We start from the raw sequence: 22424 nt of genomic DNA on the forward strand, positions 1-22424 counted from the left end.
GGTGCTCGGGGCGGGCTTGGGGGGGTTGGTTCGGGGGGTGGGTTGGAGGGGGTGGAAACGGAGCGGCGGAGGATCTTTGTCGATCTTGGGGACGCTACCAGGTTTGCGGCGAAAGTCATGGTCGGGGGGGTTGTCCGGGGTCTTTCGCCGGGGGCGGGCGGCGGGATGCCGGGGAAACCGTGGGCCGACGTCGACATCGCTCAGAACACCGGCGGTATCGCGTTAATTCTCAATAAAGCGGATGAACCACTCGCGGTTGTGCCGGTCTGGTCCTTACCGGGGTTCACCCCGCCCAGGTTCGTCGCCGACTGTGAGGCGGCGGGGATCGGGCAGACGCTGCTCACGCCGTGGATGGCCCGTCCGGACGCGGTGTCGGTGGCCTTTCTCGACAGCCTGGCGCGTACCGGACCGGCGCAGGCTGTGCTCGGCCATCACTCCGATCTGCTGTGCAAGCGTCTCGCCGAAGAGCCGCAGGCCGGTGGCAAGGTCCGCTCCCCCGATCCGCGCACCGACGCCGACGAACTGCGGACGCAGGCCACGCTGGTCTGTGCGCTCCACGGCCAGCTGGCCGACATCGCGACGGCGATCGACACCGGGAGACGGCCGCCGAGCCCCGCCGCCGCCCCCACCTGCGCGGCGCAGCCACGGCGGGGCGGCACGCTCGCCGTCCACACCGGGACGACCAGCGTCCCCCAGCGAACCACCCGGACGACCGGCGTCCCCCAGCGAACCACCCGGACGACCGGCGTTCCCCACCGAACCGCCCGGACGAGCGGCGTTCCCCACCGAACCACCCGGACGACCGGCATCCCCCACCGAACCATCCGGACGGCGCCCGGGGCAGGGGGCTGTGAGCTTCCCATGTGGCGGCTTGAGGCGGTGGCTTCTAGGCGGTCGTCGCCGCTTACCGTGTGTTCGGATGGGGTGACGACCGAGGTCGCCAACGGCAGTCCTTCGATCGCGTTCTTCTACGAGGGTGGGAAGCCACCGGTCGCGACGCTCGGTGCGGTGCCGGGGCAGGTCGTGATCGTGCCCAATCTGGAGAAGATCGTGCTGGCCATTCTGGCCGACGCCGGGAAGGGAGTGGTGAACCTGGTGAAGGCGGGAGGGTGCGCGGCTCTCGACCTCGTGGGTGTCGTCTTTCCGCCCTGCCAGGACCCGGGTGCGTTCAGCGAGAGCCAGGTCCTGAAGCTGTTCCAGATCCTCCGGCCCGGCGGGTCCAGGATCAGGACGGCGCCGTCCTACTACTCCGTCGCCTGGGGTGACGAGACCGGCCTCCCGGCGGGGGTCGACCTCGGGAGGCCGAGGACGTACAGCCGCGCCCTGACCTTCCTCAACTACGCGGTCCTCCCGGTGCTCGGGCTGTTCCTCAACCGGGACGTGGTCCTCGACCTGTCGTCGATAGAGCGCAGGGAGAAGCAGGTCGTCCTCGACCAGATCGCCGCGCACATCTCCGCCCCGCCACCGGGGCAGGGCAACGACCTGGAGTTCGTCGCGCGGCTCGCGGGGACGATCCTGACGAACCCGCAGCTGCTGGCCAACCTCGTCGTGGTCTTCATGCCCTCCCTGATCGCCGAGGCGCCGGACGCGATCAGATGGGTGCGCAAGGCACTGGGATACCTCAAGAAGCTTCCCGTACTCGGGTACATCGACGCGGCGTTCACGGTGGTGGGCTACGTGTCCAACGCCGCCGAGGTGGTCATCAGCCTCGTCCACCTGCTGCGGGTCGGCTCATATCCCGCGTACGTCTCCTGGCCCGCGTACATGACCCTGACCCAGGCGAAGGCTCTCCCGGCGGGGACGTGCGCGCCGCCGCACGGCCTCGCGCCGCCCGTCGGCGCGCCGGGATCCCTCACCTGCCTGCTCGCCGTGGACGCCGACCTCGACGGCGACCGCGCACCCGACCGGCTGGTGATGTGGAGCGCCGGCGGCGCCCCCGTGGGCGGCACCGCGTTCCTGCCCGGCGGACACATCCGCGTCTGGGCCCCGGACGCGCCGTCCCTGCCGGGCGGCCTCCCCCTGTCGGCCGTCGCCGACCGGCTGAACGACTCACCCCGCCGGCAGGTCGGCGTCACCGCCGGCGGCACGTCGATGCTGGTGAGCCTCAACGACCACGGCACCCTCCAGGCGATCCGCTACGGCGACGGCCACAACCGGGGCAGGCTGTTCCTCATCCCCCCGGCGGGCGCCGAGCACCACACCGGCTGCGTCGAGGAGCGAACCGGCCGCCTGCTGGTCACGACGATCAGCAGACCGGCCCGCCCCTCCGGGACGCGCGAGGCTTCCTTCTACTACGCCCTCCGCACCAGCGACCTGACCCTGCGCCTGGTCGGCTACAGCGGCGCGTACACCGCGACCCCCGGCGGTTTCGCGGGGGACGACTGCGCCAAGGACCGGCTCCCGGCGGCCACCATCCCGAGCGGCATGGCCCGCGACACCGGCGGCCCGCTCCACCACGACCAGCAGGCCGCTCTCGCCGTGGACGGCCTCTTCGACGCCGCGAACGCCGGCAGAACCACCAGGGCCGCCGCCTTCCTCGGCGGCACCGAGCCCGTGCCCCCCTTCCCCGGCTACAGCCTCGGCGTCTGGACCCTCCTGCGCGCCGACCCGGCCGCCCTGGCCGAGGCCGCCCGCACCCCGGCCGCCTGCGCCACCCGCGTCCCGCGCCACACCCACCCGTTCCTGTACTGCCGGATCCAGACCGCAAGGCAGGCGTGGGACCTCCAGGTGTCCAGCACCGGCGACAACTACGTGGTCGTGGCAGCCGCTCACCGCACCTGGTGACACCGCTCACCGCACAGCCCCCGGATGGTCACCACTGTTTATGTAGCCTGGTGAGGTTCACGTAATGCTGTTTCAACGGGCGAACAGCGAGGCGATGACTGCCTTGACGGCCACCTCTCAGGAACCGGGCCGCGTCACGTCGGCCCAGCGGCTGCTGTCGATTCTCGGCGTGTTCGACGTCGAGAACGTGGCGTTGTCGCTCAGCGAGATCAGCCGGCGGACCGGCCTCACGCTGAGCACGACGCACCGGCTGGTCAACGAGCTGCGGAGCTGGGGTGCGCTGAGCCGGGACGAGGACGGCAGGTACAGCATCGGGCTGCGCGTGCTGGAGCTCGGGACGCTGGCGCCGCAGGAGCTGGAGCTGCGCGAGGTGGCGCTGCCCTTTCTGGGGGATCTCCAGCACGCCACGCGGGCCAACATCCATCTCGCGGTCGCGGACGGGCACGACGTGATCTACGTGGAGTCGCTGCGGGCCCGGGAGGCGGTCCCGGTGCCGAGCAGGATCGGCGGCCGGTGGCCGATGCACGCCACCAGCACCGGGCTCGTGCTGCTGGCCTTCTCCCCCTGGGACTTCCAGGAGGAGGTGCTGTCGTCGGAGCTGCGCAGGTTCACCGACCACACGCTGACCGACCCCGGCGTGCTGCGGCACAAGCTGGCGGAGGTGCGGACCTCCGGGGTCGCCATCATGCAGAACCACCTGACCGACAACGCGATGGCGATCGCCGTGCCCATCCGGGGCGCGCGGGACTGCGTCGTCGCCGCGGTCGGCATCACCGTGGAGACGGGGTCCGCCTCGCCGCACTCCCTGGTGCCCGCGCTGCGCACGGCGGCGCGCGGGGTGTCCCGCGTCCTCGCGGCGCCGCCGGCGGACGTCGTGGCGCCGCGGCGCGGCAGAAGGCTCCACTGACTCGGTGATCCGGGCGGACGGTCCCGTGGACCGCCGCCTCGCGCGGGACCTCCCCCGCTAGGTCGCGCGCGCCTTCTCCGCCATGCGCCCCGGCGGTGGGAGTGCGCCCCGGTTCTTCCGTGACGCGGAAGTCGTGTCGACCGGCCGCCCGTCCGCTCGTCATAGTCGGTTCCCGGCTACCAAAAGGAACCCTCTGTGATGAAGCCCGCTTTCGTCCGCCCCGAGGACAGGGACGCCGTCGCCGCGATGCTTCGTGTGCAGCTCGCCGGGCTGCCCGCTCGTTCCCCGTTCTACGCCGGCCTGTTCGCCGGGCACGGGATCGACCCCGCGGCGCCGCCGGGTCTGGACGAGGTGCGGGAGCTGCCCTTCACCACCAAACAGGCGCTGCGCGACTCGCAGGCCGCGGCGCCGCCGCTCGGGCGGCACGCCGGGGTGGCGATGACCGAGGTGATCCGGGTGCACGCCTCCAGCGGGACCACCGGCAGGCCGAACTGGGTCGGGGTCACCCGCGCCGACGCCGAGTCGTGGACCGAGATGGTCACCCGGGCCTTCGTCACCATGGGCGCGACCAGGGAGGACGTCGTGCTGCACGGCTCCGGCCTGACGCTGTTCGTCGGCGGGCTGCCCATCCGGGACGCGCTGGAACGCATCGGCTGCACGATGGTCCCCATCGGGACGGGCGCCTCGGAGAAGGCGGTGCTGGCGCTGGAGACGCTGGGTGTCACCGCACTGCACTCCACCCCCTCGTACGCGCGCTACCTGGCGGAGTACGTGCGCAGGCAGGGCCGCGACCCGAAGGAGTTCGGCATTCGCAAGATCTTCGTCGGCGGCGAGCCCGGCGGGGGCGAACCGGCGTTCCGGCGGCAGGTCGAGCAGGACTGGGGCGGCCGGGTCACCGAGGGCCTGGGCAACGCCGACATGGCGCCCGTCCTGTTCGCCGAGGCGCCGGGCAGCGGCGGGATGCGGTTCACCGGCGGCCGGCACGTGCTGGTGGAGCTCGTCGACCCCGACGACGGCGAACCGATCGACCCCGAACCGGGCGCGACGGGTGAGCTCGTCTACACGTCCGTGGACCGCGAGTGCTGCCCGCTGGTCCGGTTCCGCACCAGGGACCGGATCGTCGTCACGGGCCTCGCCGCGGACGGCGCCCCGCTGATCCGCTGCGTGGGGCGCACCGACGACATGCTCATCGTGCTCGGGGTCAACGTGTTCCCGTCGGCGGTCAGGGATCTGGTGCAGTCCATGCGGCCGCGCACCAACGGGGTCGTGCAGATCGTGCTGCCGGACGGCGGGCCCCGGGTGGAGCCGCCGCTGCGGGTGGAGGTCGAGTGGGGTGACGACCCCGGCGACCACGAGCGGCTCCGCGCCGACGTCGAGACGCTGATCCGCGCCCGGCTGAGCACTCGCGCGGTGGTGACGCTGGTGCCGCCCGGCTCGATCGAACGCTCCGAGATGAAGTCCCGGCTGACCCGGGTGACCGTCCAGGCGGTGGAGTAGCGATGACGGACGACCCGCTGACCGACCCCTTCGCCGCCGCCGGGGCGCGGTGGATGGCCGGTCGCGCCGCCCTCGTCACCGGAGGCGGCCAGAACGGCGCGCTGCCCGGTGTCGGCCACGCCGTGGCCCGGGTGCTCGCCGCGCACGGCGCCCGGGTCGCGGTGCTGGACCGGGACCCGGGGGCCGCCGCGCGCACCGTGGAGCGGATCGCGGCCGACGGCGGCGAGGCGTGCGCCGTGGTCGCCGACGTGACCTCGGACAGGGCCTGCGCGGACGCCGTCGCCGAGGCGGCCGGGCGCCTGGGCGGGCTCGACGCGCTGGTGAACAACGTCGCGTCGGGCGACCCCGCCGGGCTGTTCGAGGCGACGCCGGAGCGGTTCGCCGAGCTGCTGACCGTCAACCTCACCTCGGCGTGGCAGGTGATGCGGCACGCCGTCCCCGTGCTGCCGCGCGGCGCCTCGATCGTGAACATCTCCTCGGTGACCGTGCGGGCACGTGGCCCGGGGATGGTGTACTCCGTCGCCAAGGCCGGGCTGGAGAACCTCACCGACGGCGCGGCGGCCACGCTCGGCCCGCGGGGCATCCGGGTCAACTGCGTGCGGGTCGGCATGATCTGGGGCGCGTTCGCCGCGGCGAACATGCCCGAGGAGGCACGCGGGCCGCGGCGCGACAGCACCGCGCTGGGGACCGAGGGCACCGCGTGGGACGTCGCCCAGGCCGTCCTGTTCCTGCTCAGCGACCGTGCCCGGTGGATCTCCGGGCACACCCTCACCGTCGACGGCGGGCCGTCCCTCCTGCCACCGCCGGTCGCGGCGCCCACCGGCCGCGACCGCGACACATGACGTAGCCGAGTCGCCACTGAAGACCCACGACCCGGGGCGCCGGCCGAACTACGTTCCCTACAACCCCCGCGTCAGCGAACTCCCCCGCCGTCCAGGAACACCCACCCCCCTGAGGAGTGCCACCCATGGCTCAGCACGGCACGTCCAAGCCTCCATCGATGAAGCGCCTGTTCGCGGCCAGCTTCGTCGGCACGTCGATCGAGTGGTACGACTACTTCATCTTCGGCACCGCCGCGGCGCTGGTGTTCCCGCGGCTGTTCTTCCCGGAGGCGTCCCCCGACGCCGCGACGCTCGCGTCCCTGTCGGCGTTCGCCGTCGGGTTCCTGGTCCGCCCGGTGGGGGCCGCGGTCATCGGCCACTTCGGCGACAGGATCGGCCGCAAGTCGATGCTGGTCCTCACGCTGATCCTGACCGGCGGGTCCACGTTCCTCATCGGGGTGCTGCCCACGTTCGCCGCCATCGGCATCGGGGCGCCGCTGCTGCTGGTCGCCCTACGTCTCGTCCAGGGGTTCGGCGTGGCCGGCGAGTGGGGCGGCGCGATGCTCATCTCCACCGAGAACGCCGGCCCGCGGCGCCGCGCGCTGTTCGGCAGCTTCGCCCAGTTCGGCGTCCCCATCGGCGTGCTGACCTCCAACCTGGCGTTCCTTGCGGTCTCCGGCATGGACGACGACGCCTTCTTCTCCTACGGCTGGCGCATCCCCTTCCTGCTGAGCGCGGTGCTGGTCGTCGTCGGCCTCGTGATCCGCATGATGCTGACCGAGCCGCCGGAGTTCGCGAAGGTGAAGCAGGAGCGGAAGATCATCAAGGTCCCCTTCACCGAGCTGATCCGCCGTCACCCGCGCAACCTGATCCTCGGCGGCCTGGCGGCGATCGCGCCGCCCGCGGTGGGCTACGCGGTGACCGTGTACATGCTGACCTACGGCACCAAGGTGGTCGGCTTCGACCGGAACACGCTGCTCACGCTGATCCTGGCCTCGACCTCGGTGTGGGTGGGCGCGATCGCCGTGTCCGCGCTGCTCTCCGACCGCTTCGGCGCCAAGCGGCTCTACATCGTCGGCGCCGTCACCGCCGTGATCTGGCCGATCCCGATGTTCGCCCTGGTCAACACCGGTGACGCCGGGCTGGCGCTGGTCGCCTTCCTGGTGGCTGCCGTGGTGCAGGGCATCATGGCCGGCGCGCAGGGCGGCCTGTTCACCGAGATGTTCGACCTGAAGGTCCGCTACAGCGGCATCTCCGTCGCGTACGCGCTGGGCGCCACCGTCGCCGGCGCGGTCACCCCGGCGTTCCCCGCGCTGTACGCGTCGGCCGGCTCCTCGACGCCGGTCGCCGTCTTCCTGACCGCGCTCGGCCTGGTCAGCCTGGTGGCCGTCCTCGGCGTCCAGCGAGCCTCCGCGCCCCGGGAGACCGAGGAGCCCGCCCTGGCCGTCACCCCCGAGCGCTAGAACGGTCCTTGTCCGCGCCGCGCGGGCCGAGCGGAAGCGGGGCCCCGGCCCCGCGCGGCGGTCGCCACCCACAAGCGCGCCCTCGACATCAAGCCGGAGGTCCGCCCCCGCATCCTCAAGCACGACGCCGCCCACCTGCTCGGCCTCGACGGCGCCCGGCCCGCCCCGTCCGGCGATCCGCCCCGGTCGTAGGGTGGGTGCCCATGTCCGGTGAAATCACGATCGTCGAGGCGACGCCCGAGGACGCCGACGCGGTCGGCGAGGTCCACGCCGCCGCGTGGCGCGCCGCCTACGCCCCTTTCTTCGCGCCCGAGTTCTTCGCCGCCGCCGTCGAGCACCGCCGCACCAAGTGGCGCGCCGTCATCGCCGAGGGCAAGGACACGATCCTGCTCGCCCGGATGGACGGCCGCCCCGGCGCGTACTCCTACTTCGGCGAGTCCCCCTCCAGGCCGCACGTCGCCGAGATCTTCGGCTTCTACGCACACCCTGACCTGTGGGGCAGCGGCATAGCCGCCTCTCTGATGACCGCCACCTTGGCCCGCCTGCGGCACGACGCGTTCACCCGCGTCCACCTGTGGACCCTCCGCGACACCCCCCAGTCACACCGCTTCTACACCAAGACCGGCTTCACCAATTCCGGCCACACCCAGGACCACGACTTCGGCGACGGCACCCCCGTCCCCCAGATCGAGTACGAGCGCACCCTGCACCCCCAGCACACATAGGACTTCGTCTCGCTTCCGCCATCGTTGAGGGTCCGATGACGGTGGCCGCCGCGGTCGGCTGAGCGCCACGGCTCAGGAGTCGGTGAGGGCGAGGCGGCGTTGTTCCTCCTCGACGATCTGGCGGGCCAGTGCCTGCTCGGAGACGTCCATGGCGTCGGCCGAGGACTCGGCCAGGTCGCTGCGCCGGGCGTACGCGTCGAACAACTCGGTCTTGGCGCTCAGGATGTCGAGCATGCGCTGGTCGACGGCGTCCACCGACAGCAGGCGGTGCACCTGCACGGTCCGCACCTGGCCCATGCGGTGCGCGCGGGCGATGGCCTGGGTCTCCATGGTGGGCTTGACCTGCGGCTCGCACATGATCACGACGGACGCGGCCTGGAGGTTGAGGCCGACGCCGCCCGCCTGGATCTGGCCCAGCAGGATCGCGTGTCCCGTGCTCCGGGAGAACTCGTCCACCACCTCCTGGCGGCGGGCCGCGGTGAGCGCCCCGGAGATCGGCCCGTGCGCCCGGCCGTCCAGCGCGGTCCGCACGGCGCCGAGCACGTCGCGGAAGTAGGAGAAGACGACGACCTTGAGGCCGTTGGCCCGCGCGTCCTCCACCAGTTCGAGCAGGCGCTTCAACTTGGCCGAGGTGTCGGGGCTGGCGTAGGCGGCCCGCCGCATCGCCATGAAGTTCCCCGCCCTGACCGCCTCGCGGTAGGCGGTGAAGTCGGCGCCGCTGAACTCGACCCACTCGTCGACGTCGACCCGCTCGGGCAGTTCCTTGAGCACGTCCTGCTGGTTGCGCCGCAGGTAGGCCGACGTCACCGCCTTGCGGAAGGCCTGGGCCCCCGCGACCAGGTCGCCGGTGCGCAGGCTCGCGGCCAGGTCGGGCTGCAGGTAGGAGACCAGGACGCGGAACTCCTCCACCCGGTTCTCCATGGGCGTGCCGGTCAGGAACAGCACCCGTTCGGTGCGGCGGCACCATTCGGCCACCGTCTGGGAGCGCTTCGTCTGCGGGTTCTTGACGTAGTGCGCCTCGTCGACGACGAGGAGGCCGAGCTCGACACCGGGCGACGTGCGCAGCCGGTGCAGGCTGTCCATGGTCGCCACCGCCACGCCGCCGAGCCGTTCCCACTCCTCCTGGGCGGCGTCGCGGGTGGCCCCGTACAGGGGATAGACGGCCAGGGTGCTGCGCGACTCGATCTCCCGCACCCAGTTGATCAACACGCTGGTGGGGCAGACCACCAGGAAGTGCGCGTCCCCGCGCGCCTTCAGGTGGGCCAGCACGGCGATGGCCTCGATCGACTTGCCGAGGCCCATCTCGTCACCGAGGATCACCCGGCGTTGCACGAGGGCGAATCGGGCGCCGAACGACTGGTAGCCGCGCAGGGACACCCGGCGATGCGTGTCGTCGAGTTCCTGGGCGTCGACCTTGGCGACCAGGTCGTCGGGAAGCAGGCCCTGCCCGGCGGCGCCCGGCTCCGCGGCCACCTCGGCGAGCAGGCTGTAGTACTCGGGGCTGCGGAACTCGAAGTCGGCCCAGGCCTCGAACGCCGGCACCGGCGGCCGGAGCAGGTCGGCGGTCATCTGGGCCAGGAACAGCCGGGTCTCCCGCGCGTCCTCGAGCAGGCTCGCCATCGAGGCCAGCGCCTCGTGGGCCCGCCCGCGCCTGTCCGCGTCGGTGAACAACATCCGGAGCCTGCTGCGCGCGGGCCGGGCCTCCTTCAGCAGCGCGTCGAGCCGCGTGGCGAGCCGCTCGGCGGCGTCCAGGGCGCGGGGCAGGTCGGGCCCGGCGTCCACCAGCCGGTGCAGCGCGATCACCAGGTCACCGGTGCGTCGGTCCTGGTGCTCGACGTCGATGCGGATGCCTACGGTCCGCTCGACCGCGCGCGCGATCTGGCGCGCCGCCGCGTTCACCTGCGCCGCCGTCTGCGCGCCGATCCCCGGGAGCAGTTGCAGTTGGTACGGCGAGGCCTCCAGGACCTGCAGGACGGTGGCGTACCCGGCGCGTTCGAGCACGCCTATGCGCAGCCGGCCGCCGGTGACGTCCTTGATGCGGCCGACGGGGATGGCCGCCAGCTCGGCTCGGGAGAGATGCTCGCGCAGCGCGGCCAGCGCCTCGTCCACCGACCGGCGGACCAGGGCGTGCTCGTCGAGCAGAGCGCGCGCGTCGGCGAGGATCAGCCCCGCGTCCGCGAGAAGGGCTTTGACCTTCTTGGGGGTGAGCTGCTGCCGCTCTTCCACCGCCGCCCCTTTCCGCCGATCACCGACAACAGAGGCTATCCGGCGCGGCACCCCGGGTCGGGTCGTCGCGCGGGCGCGAAGGCCCGCGGCCCCGGCCCGGCCGGCTGAGCGCGACGGTCACCCAGCCGGTGCAAGCCCCCCACGGCCTGGCTCAGGCGGCCAGTCCACGCTCGATGTTCTTGAGGTTGTGCCGGGCGAGCGCCAGGTTCGCCCGCTCGCGGTCGAGGGCCAGGTAGAGGAACAGCGAGCTTCCGGTGTGCGGGATGAGCCGGATGATGTGGTACTGGCGGTCCAGCGTGATCAGGATGTCCTCGATCTTCTCGTCGAGGTTGAGCGAGGCGAGGGCACGGAGCTTCGCCCGGACGACCTCGGTGTTCGCCGCCGCCGCGACCTCCACGTCGAGTTCACGGCCCCCGCCGATGAAGCCGAGCGACATGCCGCTCTCGTAGTCGACGAGAGCCACGCCGATGGCCCCGTTGATGGTCATGGCCTCTTTGAGGGCGGTTTCGATGTTCATCGACTTCTTTCTGAGAAAGTTATTCCGACAGACTGCTTGACCGCTTGATGATCTTTCCACGCATCCCGTCGGTTTACGGATGTGGAGGCATTAAAGTACCGTTAAGGCCCGCCGATAGTGAAGGGGCGGAGGTACGCGTCGTCGCCGATGGCCACGCCCGTGCACGCACCCCGGCCGTTCGACGGCCGCCCTGTCCTCCCTATAGGAAAGGCCGGAAATCCTGCGCTTCTCCGCTTTCAGGATAGGCCCGTGACATTGCCACCATCCCCCGATCTCCCGGCCTCAGGAATCATTTCCCCAGGTCAGCAGCGCACATTGGACAGGAGAACATGAACGGCCGGCACCTTGAGCCCCTCGGCGCCGGCGCGGGCCCGATCGAGCCGTTTCTGCTGCGCTGCGGCCAGGAAGGCTTTTCCGGGATACTCCAGGCCGACGGCAGCCCCGGCGGGAACGTCCGTTTCAGCTCCGGCCTGGTGATCTCCGCGTTCAGCCCGGCGGCCCCCGGCCCCGAGTCCCTGCTGCTCCGCTCCGGCCGGATCACCGAGGAGGACTGGACGCGCGCCTACAGCGCCGGCGCGCCGACCGGCCACCTGGCCGACGAGCTGGTCAAGATCAGCAGCCTCGGTGTCGCCGGGCTGGAGAGCGTCTGCCTGTCCGCCGTCTTCGACGCGGTGTTCGCCATCGCGCTGTGCGGCGTCGGGGACGTCCGTCTCGACCCCGCCGGTCCCGGCGACCTGGCGCCGCCGCTGCCCGCGCAGCCGGGTGTCGACCCTCAGCGGCTGGTCCGCGAGACGGTCCGCCGGCTGGCGACCACGGCCACCTGGCGGCCGATGAACCTCACCTTCCGCAGCCGTCCGGTCGCCACCGCGGCGTTCTCGCTGCCCGTGATCTCCTCGACCGAGCTGCGGCGCGCGATCCTGAAGCACGCCAACGGCCGCAGGACGGCGCGTGACATCGCCTTCGCCCTCGGCCGGGGCCTCTTCGCGGTGCTGACCGAGATCGCCCACATGGTCGAGGACGGCCTGCTCACCCTGGACCGCGGCCGGCGCGCCCCCGAACCGCCCGCGGCCCCCGAGCGCGCGGAACTGCCGCAGCGCCGGCCGGGGACCAGCAAGGTCGTCGAGACGCTCCCGGCCACCGGGAAAACGTCGCTGCCGCGCCGATTGCTCGGCCTCCGCGGCATCCACCCACCCTCCGGCGACGAAGAAGTCTGAACCGGACACCGCCCTCCGGGCGAGGACGCCCGGCGCGCGGACACCACCCACGGATCCCACGACGCCGCTGCGGCAGAACGGTCACCGGACGCGGACACCCACGCACTCCAGGTTACGAAGACGAACAGGAAGGGCCGACAATGAGCCACGAAGAAGTGCTCACCGAGCTGCGGGCACTGCGCGAGCGGGTGACCGGCGTGACCGAGACCGCCGTCGCCTCGGTGGACGGCCTGCTGGTGACCGCCGACACCGACGGCGCGCGTCCCGAGGTGCTCGCCGCCCTCTCCGCCGCGACCCTCGGGCTCGGCAAGCGCACCGGCCACGAGGTCGGCATCGGCGAGCTGCGCGAAGTGGTCATCCGCTGCGCGGGCGGCTACGTGGTCGTCTACGCCGTCCGCAAGGGCGGCCTGCTGGTCGTCCTCGCCGACGAGGGCCTCGACGTCGCCCGCCTGCACGTGGACTCCCGCCCCACGGTCGAGCGCCTCGGCCTCCTGCTCGACGGGGTGCCCACCGACTGACGGGAACACCACGGCCACCGCGACCATGTCCCTTCCCTGCGAATAACCTGGTGGAGACGGGGAGGATCGCGATGACCGAACACCGTCCGGACGCCGTGCTCTCCCCCGCGGAGCGGGCGGCGATACGGGAACAGCTCGACGCGGACCGCCGGAGGACCACGGCCCGCGCCGCCATGCTGGGCCGCGACCGGGACGAGATCGTCGAGTCGGCGGCGCTGACGGCGCCCGACGACGAGCACGACCCGGAGGGATCGTCCACCGCCTTCGAGCGGGCCCACGTCCAGTCCCTCCTCGCGCAGGCGGTGACGCACCTCGCCGACCTGGACCTCGCCTTCGAGCGGCTGCGCGACGGGACCTACGGGATCTGCGCGGGATGCGGGCAGCGCATCCCCATCGAGCGCCTGATGGTGCTCCCCGCCGCCAGGACCTGCGTCATCTGCGCGGCCCGCCGCCGTTGAAGGACGCGACCACCGATTCAGCCCCGACGCCGGATCTGAATCGGCATCGGCGAGGTTCTTGTGCCGGTCAAACTCTCACCGATATTCTGAAAGGCTTTCCACTCCCAGTGGAGCCGGTCTATGCCGAGGACACGACAAAGGAGGTGTCGCCGTGAAGCGGCGAACCTAGCCGCCCGCCCGGAAGGCCCGGGAGCACGGGCGGCGGTTCCGTGAGGAACGAGATGTCCCGTACGGACAAGACCAAGCCCTTGAGGGTGCGTTACGCCGAGCACGACCCACAGCCCGAGCACGATCACCGTTTCGGTCCCTGCGACCTGCCGCCGGTGCCGGCATGGGACGACGCGGAAACCCGCTGCCGGTGGCGCCACCCCAGCACGCTCCTGTTCGGCGGCAGCTGCTGCTCGGGATGCAGCAAGCCCGCCTGCGTCAAGGAACGTCAGCAGTGGGCCAAGGCGGCCAACCGCAAGGAACGCTACGCGGGCCGTCGCGAGGCTCGCCGCTTCGCCACCGGCGAGGACGGCGACTGACTCTCCCTCGCCGCACCGCGGCAGGACGGCACGGCGGCCACATGGCCGCCGCGCCCCCGCCGCGCCGTCCGGAGATCCCGCCACCGGCGCACCGAACCTCCGGCCGCGCCCTGTCCAGCGCACCGAACCCCTCGGACCCGCCCTATCTGACGACGATCACGTGTTCCTCCCGGGGTACCAGCTCGCCTATCACCGGCGCTCCCGGCACCTCTCCGGCGATCAGCAGCCCTCCGGAGGTCTGGGCGTCGGCGAGCAGGAGCATCGTCTCCTCGTCGGCCGTGCTCGTGAGGTGTCCGGCCACCCAGTCGAGGTTGCGGCGGGAGCCGCCGGGGACGAAGCCGGCCCGTGCGGCTTCGCGGGCGCCGTCCAGGAAGGGGATCACGGCCTGGTCCAGCACGGCCGTCACGCCGGAGGCTCTGGCCAGCTTGAACAGGTGGCCCAGCAGGCCGAAGCCCGTCACGTCGGTCGCGCAGCGCACGCCCGCGCGCACGGCCGCCTCGCTCGCGGAGGCGTTGAGCTCGGTCATGGTGGCGATCGCCTGGGGGAACACCTCCCCGGTCGTCTTGTGGCGGTTGTTGAGGACACCCAGGCCGAGCGGCTTCGTCAGGGACAGCGGCAGCCCGGGGCGGCCGCCGTCGTTGCGCATCAGCCGGGCGGGGTCGGCCAGGCCGGTGACGGCCATGCCGTACTTGGGCTCGGGGTCCGTGATGCTGTGGCCGCCGGCGACATGGCATCCCGCCCGCGCGGCCACCTCGGCGCCGCCGCGCAGGACCTCGCGGGCGAGTTCGTACGGCAGGACCTCCCGGGGCCAGCACAGCAGGTTGAGCGCGATCAGGGGGCGGCCGCCCATGGCGTAGACGTCGGACAGCGCGTTGGCGGCGGCGATGCGGCCCCAGTCGAACGGGTCGTCCACGACGGGGGTGAAGAAGTCGGCGGTGCTCACCACCGCCGTGCCGCCCTCAATCCGGACGACGGCGGCGTCGTCCCCGGTGTCGAGGCCGACGACGAGTTCGCTGAGCGGGTCCTCGGGGGTGACGCCCAGGCCCGCGAGGACGTCCTCCAGCTCACCGGGCGGAATCTTGCACGCGCAGCCGCCGCCTTGGGCGTATTGGGTCAGCCTCAGCATGATCGGAATCATTGCGCGTGCGGGCGGTATTGCGATATCCCGATTTGTCATGACCGACCCGCGTCGTCAGATTCCCCGGACCGATGCCGTTCTGGACGATCCCCGCTTCACGCCGCTCGTCGGGCGAATGGGCCGGGATCGGGTGAAAACCGCCGTTAACGCCGCACAGCAACGGGCGAGAGACGGCGAAATAGGCCCCTCGGACGTCTACGACGAAGCGCTGCGGACGCTCCCGGACGACGGGCCGCGCCCGGTGATCAACGCCACCGGCGTACTCCTGCACACCAACCTGGGCCGGGCGCCGCTGTCGGAGGCCGCCCTGGACGCGGTCCGGATCGCCGGGGGGACCACCGACGTCGAGTTCGATCTCGCCACCGGCCACAGAGGAAGGCGCGGCAGGGCGGCGCTGGCCGCGCTCGGGCGCGCCGTACCGGCCGCGGAGGCGGTGCACGTGGTCAACAACAACGCGGCGGCGCTGGTGCTGGTCGCGACCGCGCTGGCCCGGGAGCGGGAGATCGTCATCAGCCGGGGGGAACTGGTCGAGATCGGCGACGGCTTCCGCCTGCCCGAGCTGCTGGCGTCCACCGGCGCCCGATTACGCGAGGTGGGCACCACCAACCGGACGTCCGTGGCCGACTACGCCACCGCCATCGGCCCGCAGACCGGCTTCGTGCTGAAGATCCACCCCTCGAACTACCGGATCGAGGGATTCGCCGGCACTCCGTCCGTGAGCGACCTGGCGGGCCTGGAGGTCCCGCTGGTCGCCGACATCGGATCCGGGCTGCTGGCACCCGAGCCGCTGCTGCCCGACGAACCCGACGCGGCGACGTGGCTGCGCGCGGGCGCCGATCTCGTCACGGCCAGCGGGGACAAGCTGCTCGGCGGCCCCCAGTGCGGCCTGCTGCTCGGACGCGCCGGGCTGGTGGAGCTCGTGCGCAGACATCCGCTGGCCCGCGCGCTGCGGGTGGACAAACTGACCCTGGCCGCCCTGGAAGCCACGCTCGTCCACGCCGCCAACCCCACCCGCGACGCCCTGCGCGCGGACCCCGCCGAGCTGCGCCGCCGGGCCGGCGCGCTGGCCGTACGGCTGGCCGCGGCCGGGGTGAAGGCCGAGGCCGTGGACACCGGGGCCGCGGTCGGCGGCGGGGGCGCGCCCTGCGTCGAGCTGCCTAGCGCGGCGGTCGCCGTGGACGCCGCGCTGGCTGGGCCCCTGCGCAGGGGAACCCCGGCGGTGGTCGGCCGGGTGGAGGGCGGACGTTGCCTGCTCGACCTGCGCGCCGTCCCGCCCGGCCAGGACGGGGACCTGCTCGGCGCGGTGGTGGCCACGTGCTCGTGATCGCGACCGCCGGGCACGTCGATCACGGGAAGTCGGCCCTGCTGCGGGCGCTGACCGGGATGGAGCCCGACCGGTGGGAGGAGGAGCGGCGGCGCGGGCTGACCATCGACCTCGGGTTCGTGTGGAGCGGGGAGCTCGCCTTCGTCGACGTGCCCGGCCACGAGCGGTTCATCGGCAACATGCTGGCCGGGGTCGGCCCGGCGCCGGCGGTGCTGTTCGTGGTCGCCGCCGACGCGGGGTGGGCCGTCCAGTCCCAGGAACACCTGGACATCATCGACGCGCTCGGCATCTCGTGCGGCGTGCTCGCGGTCACCCGCGCCGACCTCGCGGACCCCGCGCCGGTCATGGCGGGCTGCCGGGAACGGCTCGGCGGCACCAGCATGGCGGACGTCCCGATGGTCGCGGTCAGCGCGGTCACCGGGCGCGGGCTGCCGGAACTGCGCGGGATGCTGGCGGCCCTCGCGCCGCCCGAGCCCTCGCCGGACGCGGACGTGCGCCTGTGGATCGACCGGGTCTTCACCGTCGAGGGGCGAGGGACGGTGGTCACCGGGACGCTCGGCGCGGGCACGATCAGGGTCGGGGACCGGCTGCGGGCCGGCGCGGACGACGTGCGCGTCCGGGGGCTGCACAGCCTCCAGCGGCCCCGGGCCGAGGTCGGCGGCCCGGCCAGGGTCGCGGTGAACCTGCGCGGCGGCGGCCGGCCCCGGCGCGGGGACGCGCTGGTGACGCCGGGCAGATGGCTCGACGTGCCGGTGGCCGACATCCGGTTCTCCGGCGAGGGCCACCCTCCCGAGCACGTGATCTGGCACATCGGGACGGCGGCGGAACCCGCGCGGGCACGGCCGCTCGGCGACGACACGGCACGGGTGACACCGGCCCGGGGGCTCCCGCTGCGCATCGGCGACCGGGCGTTGCTGCGGGACCCGGGCAGCCGCCGCGTGTGGCGGGCGACTGTCCTCGACGTGCGGCCTCCGGAGCTGCGCCGCCGGGGAGCGGCGAAGGCACGTGCGGCCGAGCTCGGGGACCTGCGCGGGTCTCCCGACGGGACGGCCGAGCTGCGGCGGCGCGGTCTGGCCAGGCGCGACGAGCTGGCCGCCATGGGAGCGCCGGTGACGGCCGATCCCGTCGCGGGAGAGTGGGTGGCCGATCCCGCGCACTGGGCGGCGCTGCGGGCTCGGCTGGTGGAGATCGTGACCGCGCACGGCGTACAGAATCCGCAGGATCCGGGGATGGCCGCGGAGACGGCCCGGCAGGCGCTCGGCCTGCCGGAGCGTTCGCTGGTGGACGCCCTGTCCGAGGGCACCTCGCTGCGGCGGGTGCGCGGGCGGCTATTGGCGGCGGCGCCCGCGCTCGCCCCCGGGATCGGGGAGCTGCGGCGCGACTGGGCCGCCGATCCGTTCGCGGCGCCGGACACGGCCCGGCTGGCGGAGCTCGGCCTGGACGCGCGTTCGCTGGCGGTGGCGGAGGCGGCCGAGGAGCTGCTGCGCGTGGCACCCGGCGTCGTCCTGCCGCCCGGAGCCGTGGAGGCGGCGGCCCGCATCCTCGCCGGGTTGCCCCAGCCGTTCACGGCGGCGGACGCGCGGGTGGCGCTGGGGACGACGCGCCGGGTCGTCATCCCGCTGCTCGAACACCTCGACCGGATGGGCGTCACCCGGCGAAAGGACAAGTCACTCCGTGAGATACGGCAATAGGTCTTAATCAAGTCGATTGAGATACATATCGCGATATGCGCGGAAATTGCCAGGTGAAAGAAGATCGGGATCTTTGGTACGGTTCCCGATGGAGACGTGCAGGTGCCTGGTGGCCCTCCTGGTCTTCAAAACCGGTGGCGCCGAGGATCTCGGCGCGGCGGGTTCGATTCCCGTCCGTCTCCGCATCTCCTCAGGGGGTTCCGTGGGCATCGACGAGTACCTGGAAACGGCCCGGAAGGGTCTGCGCCGCCTCACACCCCGGGAGGCCTGGGCCGCCGTCTCGTCGGGCGCGTACCTCGTGGACACCCGGCCGGAGTCCCAGCGCCGCCGCGACGGCGAGGTCCCCGGCGCCGTCGTGGTCGAGCGCAACCAGCTGGAATGGCGGCTCGACCCGCTGTGTGAGGCGCGGATCCCGGAGGCGACGTCACCGGCCGTCCGGTGGATCGTCCTGTGCGACCAGGGCTACTCCTCCAGCCTGGCCGCGGCCGTGCTGCGGCGGATCGGGCTGGCGCACGCGACGGACGTGATCGGCGGCTTCCAGGCCTGGAGGGCCGCGGGCATGCCCTCGCTGCGGCTCCGGGTCCCCGCGCCACCACGGGGGCCGGGTCAGGGGGCTGATCATCTTTGAGATGAATTTGTTTGGTTAACCAACCAACTATGGTCGGCTGGAGTTTCCAATGAGATTTCTCCTGCTCGGGCACTTCGAGATCCATCAGCCGGACGGCACGCTGCTCGCCGTGACCCGGATCAAGCACCGCCAGCTACTCGCCCTGCTCCTGCTCGACTCGCCGCACGCGGTCTCCACCGACCGCTGCATCGCCGCCCTCTGGGGTGAGGACTCCCCGCCGTCCGCGCGGCGGAACCTGCAGACGTACGTCGCGGAACTACGCAAAGGCCTGGCCTGCTCCGGCGTGTCCATCGAGACCGTGCCGGGCGGATACCGGGTGACGGACGTCGCCGACCGGCTCGACCTGTCCGCCTTCGAGGCGATGCGGTCGGGGGCCGCGATGGCCCTGAGCGCGCGGGACGACGCGGTGGTCGTGCAGATGCTCAGGGACGCGCTGGACCTGTGGCGCGGATCGGCGCTCCAGGACCTGGCCGACAGCTCCGAGGCGCTGCGGAACGCCGCGACCCAGCTCAACGAGCGCCGCCTGGCCTCGGTGAGCGACTTCGCGGGCGGGTGCATCCGGCTCGGCGCGTACGAGGAGGCCATCGACCAGCTGCGGATCGCGGTCACCCTGGCCCCGCTGCGGGAGGACCTGAGGGCCCAGCTGATGGTGGCCCTGCACAGGAGCGGGCGGCGGGCCGACGCGCTGCTCGCCTACCACGAGTGCCGATCCGCCCTGGTGGAGCGGATCGGCGTCGGCCCTTCGCAGACGCTGACGAGCCTGCACAACCGGATCCTGATGGAGGACCGAAGCCTCTGACACCCGGCGGTGTGGCGCGCGTGTGGCGGCTGTGTGGCGATCGTGGGGACCGATCGATGACTCTGGGGCAGGGAACCCCGGATCATTAGGAGTGGTGCCATGTCAGCACGAACCCCCGACGGCCGGAAACTGACCGTCGACGGCAGTCCCCAACCGTTCACCATGGGCTGGAGCTACATGCTGTGGGCCTACGGCGACGACGGTGCCTTCCGCCTCCACACCGGAGCCGCGGGGGCGCGCGAGCTGATCGCGCGTCATCTTGGGGAGTTCGACCGATTCACCGTCCGCGAGGTCTCCTGGAACGGAGCCCGGCTGATCTCCCACGAGGACGCGGAGAGCGGCGGCACGACGATGTTGTGGATCGGCCCGCACCACGAGATCTACACCTTCGTCCCGGGGCTGAACGTGCCCTTCGAGGTGTTCATGGGCCAGCTGTCCGTCTTCGACATCCGGGACGCCCCGGAGGGGGTCGTGCTGGCGCCGCGGCTCGGCTCCCGCGTCCGGCTCTCCAGCATGCTCGCCTTCAACACCCTGGACGGGGTGTGCTCGGTCCAGGTGAACCCGGTGGCGGAGATGCCCGCGCCCGGCGGCACCGGCAAGCGGGTCCGGGGCGGCGCGCTGTGGAAGGTCGACGAGACGCGCGCGGACGGGCGGGTGCTCCGATCGGCCATCGTCGTCAACGACACGACGACCACGACCCTCGTCGCCCGGCAGGCCGACGACCCGCGCTTCGCGGCCGTCGTCGACTCCATCAAGTGCCGGCTGAACTGACGGCCATGCAGAACGTCGTCAACTCCCTGGCCGTGTTCGCCTTCCTCGGCATGGTGCTCGCGCTGTTCGCGATCTCCGCCCTGCTCAAGACCGTGCGCGAGCTACAGCGAGCGGTGCTCGCCACCCCCGTCCCCGGCGCGACCGGCGTCCGCCGGATGGCCCGGTTCGAATCCCCCGACGACGACCCCACCTTCGTCCTCGTGGTCTCCGAGCAGTGCCAGAGCTGCCGGGAGCGCGCCGCGCACCTGGCCGCCATCCCGTCCGGTCTGCTCCAAGGGCACCTGACGACGCTGAGCGCGAGCGCGGCCTGCGCGGCGTGGGTCGCGGGCGCGGACCACGTCCGGGCCGTCGTCGACGCGGACCTGCTGGGCTCGGTGGCGGTCGGCGCGACGCCGTCGCTCGTCAAGTACGCCCCGGACGGAACCGAGGAGTGGCGCCGCGTGGTGGGCTCCGACGCGGACCTGGATCGGCTGCTCGGCGTGGACATGTCCGAATCTTCGAACGTGAGGTGACCAGCATGACCGTCAATGCCAGCGACTACTGGGCCGACGTCCCATCGGTGGACGAGGAGACCGGGCAGTCCCCACGGCCACGCCGTATGGCATGGCCGAGGGTGTCCCGGCGGACGATGTTCAAGTCGGTCGGCGTGCTCGGCGGCGCGCTCGCCCTGAACGTGGTCGGGGCCCTGCCTCCGGCGCGCATCAAGGGCGCCTCGGCGACCGTCGGGAACGAGTGGGGCAACTGCGGCGACCCCGGATACAACAACTGGGCCGGCTACCGGGACGGCACCACCCAGACGGTGTGCGTGGGCGCGCCGTACTCCAGCGGCTACTGCGGCGGCGACGGCTGGTTCCGCACCGACGGCAACTCCTACTCGTACTACACGCCGGTCAAGGCCTGCGGCGAGGGCGGCGTCACCAAGAGGAACGCCTGGCGCTGGACGTACAGCGGAACGCCGTACCGCTGCGCCGACGGCACCTTCACCGTCTACGGCTCCGGCACCACGTTCTACATCTGCTCCCGCGCGAACCCCTGATGGGCGCACGCGTACTCACCGCTCCCCGGGTGGCGACGGGCCTGCTCCTCGCCGCCCTGGCGCTGGCCGCGACGAGCCAGGTATGGACGGGCAGGTTCGACCTGCTCGCCTGGATAATGCTGGGCATCACCGCCGGCTTCTCCCTCTCCGGATCCGTTTGAAGCCTCAACTCGGCGGATCTGCTCACCTCGTCGGTCTGGCGGGGACAGTTGGCGGCCTTCTCGACCGGCCTCGTCGTAGGCGCCCTGGTCTCGGGAACGGTCGTCGGGGCCCTCGGAGGCCTCGTCTCGGTGGCACCGGAGATCGTCAGGCTCTGGATCCTCGCCCCGGTCATCGCGGTGATCATGGTGTTCGAGCTGGCGGGCAAGCCACTCCAGCTGATCCAGAACCGCAGGCTGGTCCCCCAGGAGATCATCCCGCGTAGCCAGTTCGAAGGCCCGTTCCAGTTCGGCTTCGAAATGGGCACCGGCGTCCGCACCTTCTCCCCCACCGCCCTCCCCCACGCCCTGGTCCTGGTCGTCGTCCTGGTAGGCGGCATCCTCCCCGGCGTCCTGGTCGGCCTGGGCTTCGGCCTGGGCAGGATCCTGATGCCACTCACCCGCTCCCTGAGCGGAGACCCCAAGGCCTGGGACCGGAACCTGCTCCGCCACCTCACCTGGGTGGGCCGCCTCTGCGCCGCGGGCTTCCTGCTCTCCCTGGTGGTCCTCCTCCTGACCGGCCTCACAGGCTGAACGATGACCCTGCTCACCGACCTGGCCCTGGCCGGAGCCGTGCTCCTGGTCGTGGCAGGCGTGCGTCACCTGGCCCGCGGAGACCGAACCCTCCGCGGGCACGGCCTGCTACCCCCCTGGATGATCCGCGTCGCGGTACTGGCCGACCCCTTGATCGGCCTTGCCGCGATCACCGCATGGCTGGCAGGCGACCAGACCGTCACCCGCTACGCCTGGCTGGCCGCGGCCACCTGGCATGCCGCCCTGGCCGCCTACCTCACCGTCCTCCTGCGCGAACGAGGCCGCGTCCCCTGCGGCTGCCTGGACACGACGACCCTGGTGTCCCCTCTGAAGATCGCCATCACCGTGGCCTTCTTCGCCGCGACCGCCGCGGCGTCCCCCCTCCACCCTCCCCCCGACCTGCTCACCCGCCTCCTCCACCTCCCCTTGGCCGCCTTCGCCGCCCTTCTGACGACCGTCGCGACAAAAACAGCCGCCCTGACGGGAACCCCCCGCCCCCGGAACCGGTAGTCAAAGTGTCCTTTCCCTCCACCGAAAGAGACCCTCAGATGACGCGCTGGACACTGATCCCCCTGACCGGCGCCCTATTCGCCCTCTCCGCCTGCGCCCCCACCACCGGCACCGCCGCCGCACCCCCCCCCACCGGCAT

23 protein-coding genes and 1 tRNA gene are annotated in these 22424 nt (G+C 72.3%); 21 read left to right on the forward strand and 3 right to left on the reverse strand.

The features are described 5' to 3' along the window. Positions 1 to 258: 258 nt before the first annotated feature. The 6 genes from ACFP1K_RS38215 to ACFP1K_RS38240 all read left to right on the forward strand — a co-directional run bounded on the left by ACFP1K_RS38215 (position 259) and on the right by ACFP1K_RS38240 (position 8197). Positions 259 to 2784 (forward strand): hypothetical protein, encoded by a 2526-nt coding sequence (locus tag ACFP1K_RS38215; protein ID WP_380762909.1) that lies wholly within the window; start codon positions 259 to 261, stop codon positions 2782 to 2784. Positions 2785 to 2848: 64 nt separating this feature from the next. Continuing rightward, positions 2849 to 3691: an IclR family transcriptional regulator gene (locus ACFP1K_RS38220; protein ID WP_380762912.1), complete on the forward strand. Its 843-nt coding sequence runs from the start codon at positions 2849 to 2851 to the stop codon at positions 3689 to 3691. A gap of 198 nt (positions 3692 to 3889) precedes the next feature. Continuing rightward, positions 3890 to 5188 (forward strand): phenylacetate--CoA ligase family protein, encoded by a 1299-nt coding sequence (locus ACFP1K_RS38225; protein WP_380762970.1) that lies wholly within the window; start codon positions 3890 to 3892, stop codon positions 5186 to 5188. Between the two features lie 2 nt (positions 5189 to 5190). Further along, positions 5191 to 6030, forward strand: coding sequence for an SDR family NAD(P)-dependent oxidoreductase (locus ACFP1K_RS38230; protein ID WP_380762915.1), 840 nt, complete (start codon positions 5191 to 5193; stop codon positions 6028 to 6030). Between the two features lie 158 nt (positions 6031 to 6188). Continuing rightward, entirely contained in the window at positions 6189 to 7472 is a 1284-nt protein-coding gene (locus ACFP1K_RS38235) for an MFS transporter (protein WP_380762918.1), read from the forward strand. A 203-nt stretch (positions 7473 to 7675) separates the two neighbouring features. Beyond that, positions 7676 to 8197: a GNAT family N-acetyltransferase gene (locus ACFP1K_RS38240; protein ID WP_380762921.1), complete on the forward strand. Its 522-nt coding sequence runs from the start codon at positions 7676 to 7678 to the stop codon at positions 8195 to 8197. A gap of 72 nt (positions 8198 to 8269) precedes the next feature. Here ACFP1K_RS38240 and ACFP1K_RS38245 read toward each other — a convergent pair whose 3' ends face one another. Together ACFP1K_RS38245 and ACFP1K_RS38250 are read right to left on the reverse strand one after the other, a co-directional pair. Further along, positions 8270 to 10423, reverse strand: coding sequence for a DEAD/DEAH box helicase (locus tag ACFP1K_RS38245; protein WP_380762924.1), 2154 nt, complete (start codon positions 10421 to 10423; stop codon positions 8270 to 8272). A gap of 151 nt (positions 10424 to 10574) precedes the next feature. Continuing rightward, complete coding sequence (locus ACFP1K_RS38250; protein WP_380762927.1) at positions 10575 to 10940, reverse strand: hypothetical protein; 366 nt, start codon at positions 10938 to 10940, stop codon at positions 10575 to 10577. A gap of 329 nt (positions 10941 to 11269) precedes the next feature. On the opposite strand from ACFP1K_RS38250, the gene ACFP1K_RS38255 reads away from it, so the two are divergent. From ACFP1K_RS38255 to ACFP1K_RS38270, 4 genes are all read left to right on the forward strand, one after another. Next, positions 11270 to 12154 (forward strand): hypothetical protein, encoded by an 885-nt coding sequence (locus tag ACFP1K_RS38255; protein ID WP_380762929.1) that lies wholly within the window; start codon positions 11270 to 11272, stop codon positions 12152 to 12154. 140 nt (positions 12155 to 12294) lie between these two features. Continuing rightward, entirely contained in the window at positions 12295 to 12672 is a 378-nt protein-coding gene (locus ACFP1K_RS38260) for a roadblock/LC7 domain-containing protein (protein ID WP_380762932.1), read from the forward strand. Positions 12673 to 12743: 71 nt separating this feature from the next. Continuing rightward, the gene (locus ACFP1K_RS38265) at positions 12744 to 13130 is read left to right on the forward strand and encodes a TraR/DksA family transcriptional regulator (RefSeq protein WP_380762935.1); all 387 of its coding nucleotides are present in this window, start codon (positions 12744 to 12746) and stop codon (positions 13128 to 13130) included. Between the two features lie 221 nt (positions 13131 to 13351). Then, positions 13352 to 13657, forward strand: coding sequence for a hypothetical protein (locus ACFP1K_RS38270; protein WP_380762938.1), 306 nt, complete (start codon positions 13352 to 13354; stop codon positions 13655 to 13657). A 142-nt stretch (positions 13658 to 13799) separates the two neighbouring features. Here ACFP1K_RS38270 and selD read toward each other — a convergent pair whose 3' ends face one another. Then, a complete protein-coding gene (selD, locus tag ACFP1K_RS38275) occupies positions 13800 to 14795 on the reverse strand; it encodes a selenide, water dikinase SelD (protein ID WP_380762941.1) in 996 nt (331 codons plus the stop codon). Between the two features lie 37 nt (positions 14796 to 14832). Between selD and selA the strand changes: the two genes are divergently transcribed. The 11 genes from selA (at position 14833) to ACFP1K_RS38330 (ending at position 22285) form a co-directional block, all read left to right on the forward strand. Continuing rightward, the gene (selA, locus tag ACFP1K_RS38280; RefSeq protein ID WP_380762943.1) at positions 14833 to 16119 is read left to right on the forward strand and encodes an L-seryl-tRNA(Sec) selenium transferase; all 1287 of its coding nucleotides are present in this window, start codon (positions 14833 to 14835) and stop codon (positions 16117 to 16119) included. Beyond that, complete coding sequence (locus ACFP1K_RS38285; RefSeq protein WP_380762946.1) at positions 16110 to 17810, forward strand: SelB domain-containing protein; 1701 nt, start codon at positions 16110 to 16112, stop codon at positions 17808 to 17810. Before selA ends, ACFP1K_RS38285 begins: the two co-directional genes overlap by 10 nt. Before the next feature lie 90 nt (positions 17811 to 17900). Further along, positions 17901 to 17995: transfer RNA gene (locus ACFP1K_RS38290), tRNA-Sec, on the forward strand. Positions 17996 to 18012: 17 nt separating this feature from the next. Then, positions 18013 to 18438 carry a rhodanese-like domain-containing protein gene (locus ACFP1K_RS38295; protein ID WP_380762949.1) on the forward strand — a complete coding sequence of 142 codons (426 nt, stop codon included), beginning with the start codon at positions 18013 to 18015 and terminating at the stop codon, positions 18436 to 18438. 49 nt (positions 18439 to 18487) lie between these two features. Then, positions 18488 to 19237, forward strand: a complete 750-nt coding sequence (locus ACFP1K_RS38300) for an AfsR/SARP family transcriptional regulator (RefSeq protein ID WP_380762952.1) — start codon at positions 18488 to 18490, stop codon at positions 19235 to 19237. 99 nt (positions 19238 to 19336) lie between these two features. Further along, positions 19337 to 20008 (forward strand): hypothetical protein, encoded by a 672-nt coding sequence (locus tag ACFP1K_RS38305; protein ID WP_380762956.1) that lies wholly within the window; start codon positions 19337 to 19339, stop codon positions 20006 to 20008. Next, on the forward strand, positions 19993 to 20520 hold the full coding sequence (locus ACFP1K_RS38310; RefSeq protein ID WP_380762959.1) for a hypothetical protein: 528 nt from the start codon (positions 19993 to 19995) through the stop codon (positions 20518 to 20520). The genes ACFP1K_RS38305 and ACFP1K_RS38310 overlap by 16 nt, the downstream gene beginning before the upstream one ends. A 5-nt stretch (positions 20521 to 20525) precedes the next feature. Continuing rightward, entirely contained in the window at positions 20526 to 21044 is a 519-nt protein-coding gene (locus ACFP1K_RS38315; protein ID WP_380762962.1) for a hypothetical protein, read from the forward strand. Beyond that, positions 21044 to 21205, forward strand: a complete 162-nt coding sequence (locus ACFP1K_RS38320) for a hypothetical protein (RefSeq protein ID WP_380762964.1) — start codon at positions 21044 to 21046, stop codon at positions 21203 to 21205. The genes ACFP1K_RS38315 and ACFP1K_RS38320 overlap by 1 nt, the downstream gene beginning before the upstream one ends. Positions 21206 to 21253: 48 nt before the next feature. Then, the gene (locus tag ACFP1K_RS38325; protein ID WP_380762966.1) at positions 21254 to 21775 is read left to right on the forward strand and encodes a hypothetical protein; all 522 of its coding nucleotides are present in this window, start codon (positions 21254 to 21256) and stop codon (positions 21773 to 21775) included. 3 nt (positions 21776 to 21778) lie between these two features. Next, positions 21779 to 22285 carry a MauE/DoxX family redox-associated membrane protein gene (locus ACFP1K_RS38330; protein WP_380762968.1) on the forward strand — a complete coding sequence of 169 codons (507 nt, stop codon included), beginning with the start codon at positions 21779 to 21781 and terminating at the stop codon, positions 22283 to 22285. The last annotated feature ends 139 nt before the right edge of the window (positions 22286 to 22424 follow it).

This window comes from Sphaerisporangium aureirubrum (assembly GCF_042658925.1).
GTDB classification, from domain to species: Bacteria; Actinomycetota; Actinomycetes; order Streptosporangiales; family Streptosporangiaceae; genus Sphaerisporangium; species Sphaerisporangium aureirubrum.

Coding starts and splice junctions, on each gene's coding strand:
- ACFP1K_RS38265 (WP_380762935.1), top strand. CDS start 12,744: ATGACCGAACACCGTCCGGACGCCGTGCTCTCCCCCGCGGAGCGGGCG.
- ACFP1K_RS38235 (WP_380762918.1), top strand. CDS start 6,189: ATGAAGCGCCTGTTCGCGGCCAGCTTCGTCGGCACGTCGATCGAGTGG.
- ACFP1K_RS38225 (WP_380762970.1), top strand. CDS start 3,890: ATGAAGCCCGCTTTCGTCCGCCCCGAGGACAGGGACGCCGTCGCCGCG.
- ACFP1K_RS38220 (WP_380762912.1), top strand. CDS start 2,849: ATGCTGTTTCAACGGGCGAACAGCGAGGCGATGACTGCCTTGACGGCC.
- ACFP1K_RS38315 (WP_380762962.1), top strand. CDS start 20,526: ATGACCGTCAATGCCAGCGACTACTGGGCCGACGTCCCATCGGTGGAC.
- ACFP1K_RS38330 (WP_380762968.1), top strand. CDS start 21,779: ATGACCCTGCTCACCGACCTGGCCCTGGCCGGAGCCGTGCTCCTGGTC.
- ACFP1K_RS38270 (WP_380762938.1), top strand. CDS start 13,352: ATGTCCCGTACGGACAAGACCAAGCCCTTGAGGGTGCGTTACGCCGAG.
- ACFP1K_RS38230 (WP_380762915.1), top strand. CDS start 5,191: ATGACGGACGACCCGCTGACCGACCCCTTCGCCGCCGCCGGGGCGCGG.
- ACFP1K_RS38255 (WP_380762929.1), top strand. CDS start 11,270: ATGAACGGCCGGCACCTTGAGCCCCTCGGCGCCGGCGCGGGCCCGATC.
- ACFP1K_RS38240 (WP_380762921.1), top strand. CDS start 7,676: ATGTCCGGTGAAATCACGATCGTCGAGGCGACGCCCGAGGACGCCGAC.
- ACFP1K_RS38260 (WP_380762932.1), top strand. CDS start 12,295: ATGAGCCACGAAGAAGTGCTCACCGAGCTGCGGGCACTGCGCGAGCGG.
- selA (WP_380762943.1), top strand. CDS start 14,833: ATGACCGACCCGCGTCGTCAGATTCCCCGGACCGATGCCGTTCTGGAC.
- ACFP1K_RS38250 (WP_380762927.1), bottom strand. CDS start 10,940: ATGAACATCGAAACCGCCCTCAAAGAGGCCATGACCATCAACGGGGCC.
- ACFP1K_RS38305 (WP_380762956.1), top strand. CDS start 19,337: ATGTCAGCACGAACCCCCGACGGCCGGAAACTGACCGTCGACGGCAGT.
- ACFP1K_RS38300 (WP_380762952.1), top strand. CDS start 18,488: ATGAGATTTCTCCTGCTCGGGCACTTCGAGATCCATCAGCCGGACGGC.
- selD (WP_380762941.1), bottom strand. CDS start 14,795: ATGATTCCGATCATGCTGAGGCTGACCCAATACGCCCAAGGCGGCGGC.
- ACFP1K_RS38320 (WP_380762964.1), top strand. CDS start 21,044: ATGGGCGCACGCGTACTCACCGCTCCCCGGGTGGCGACGGGCCTGCTC.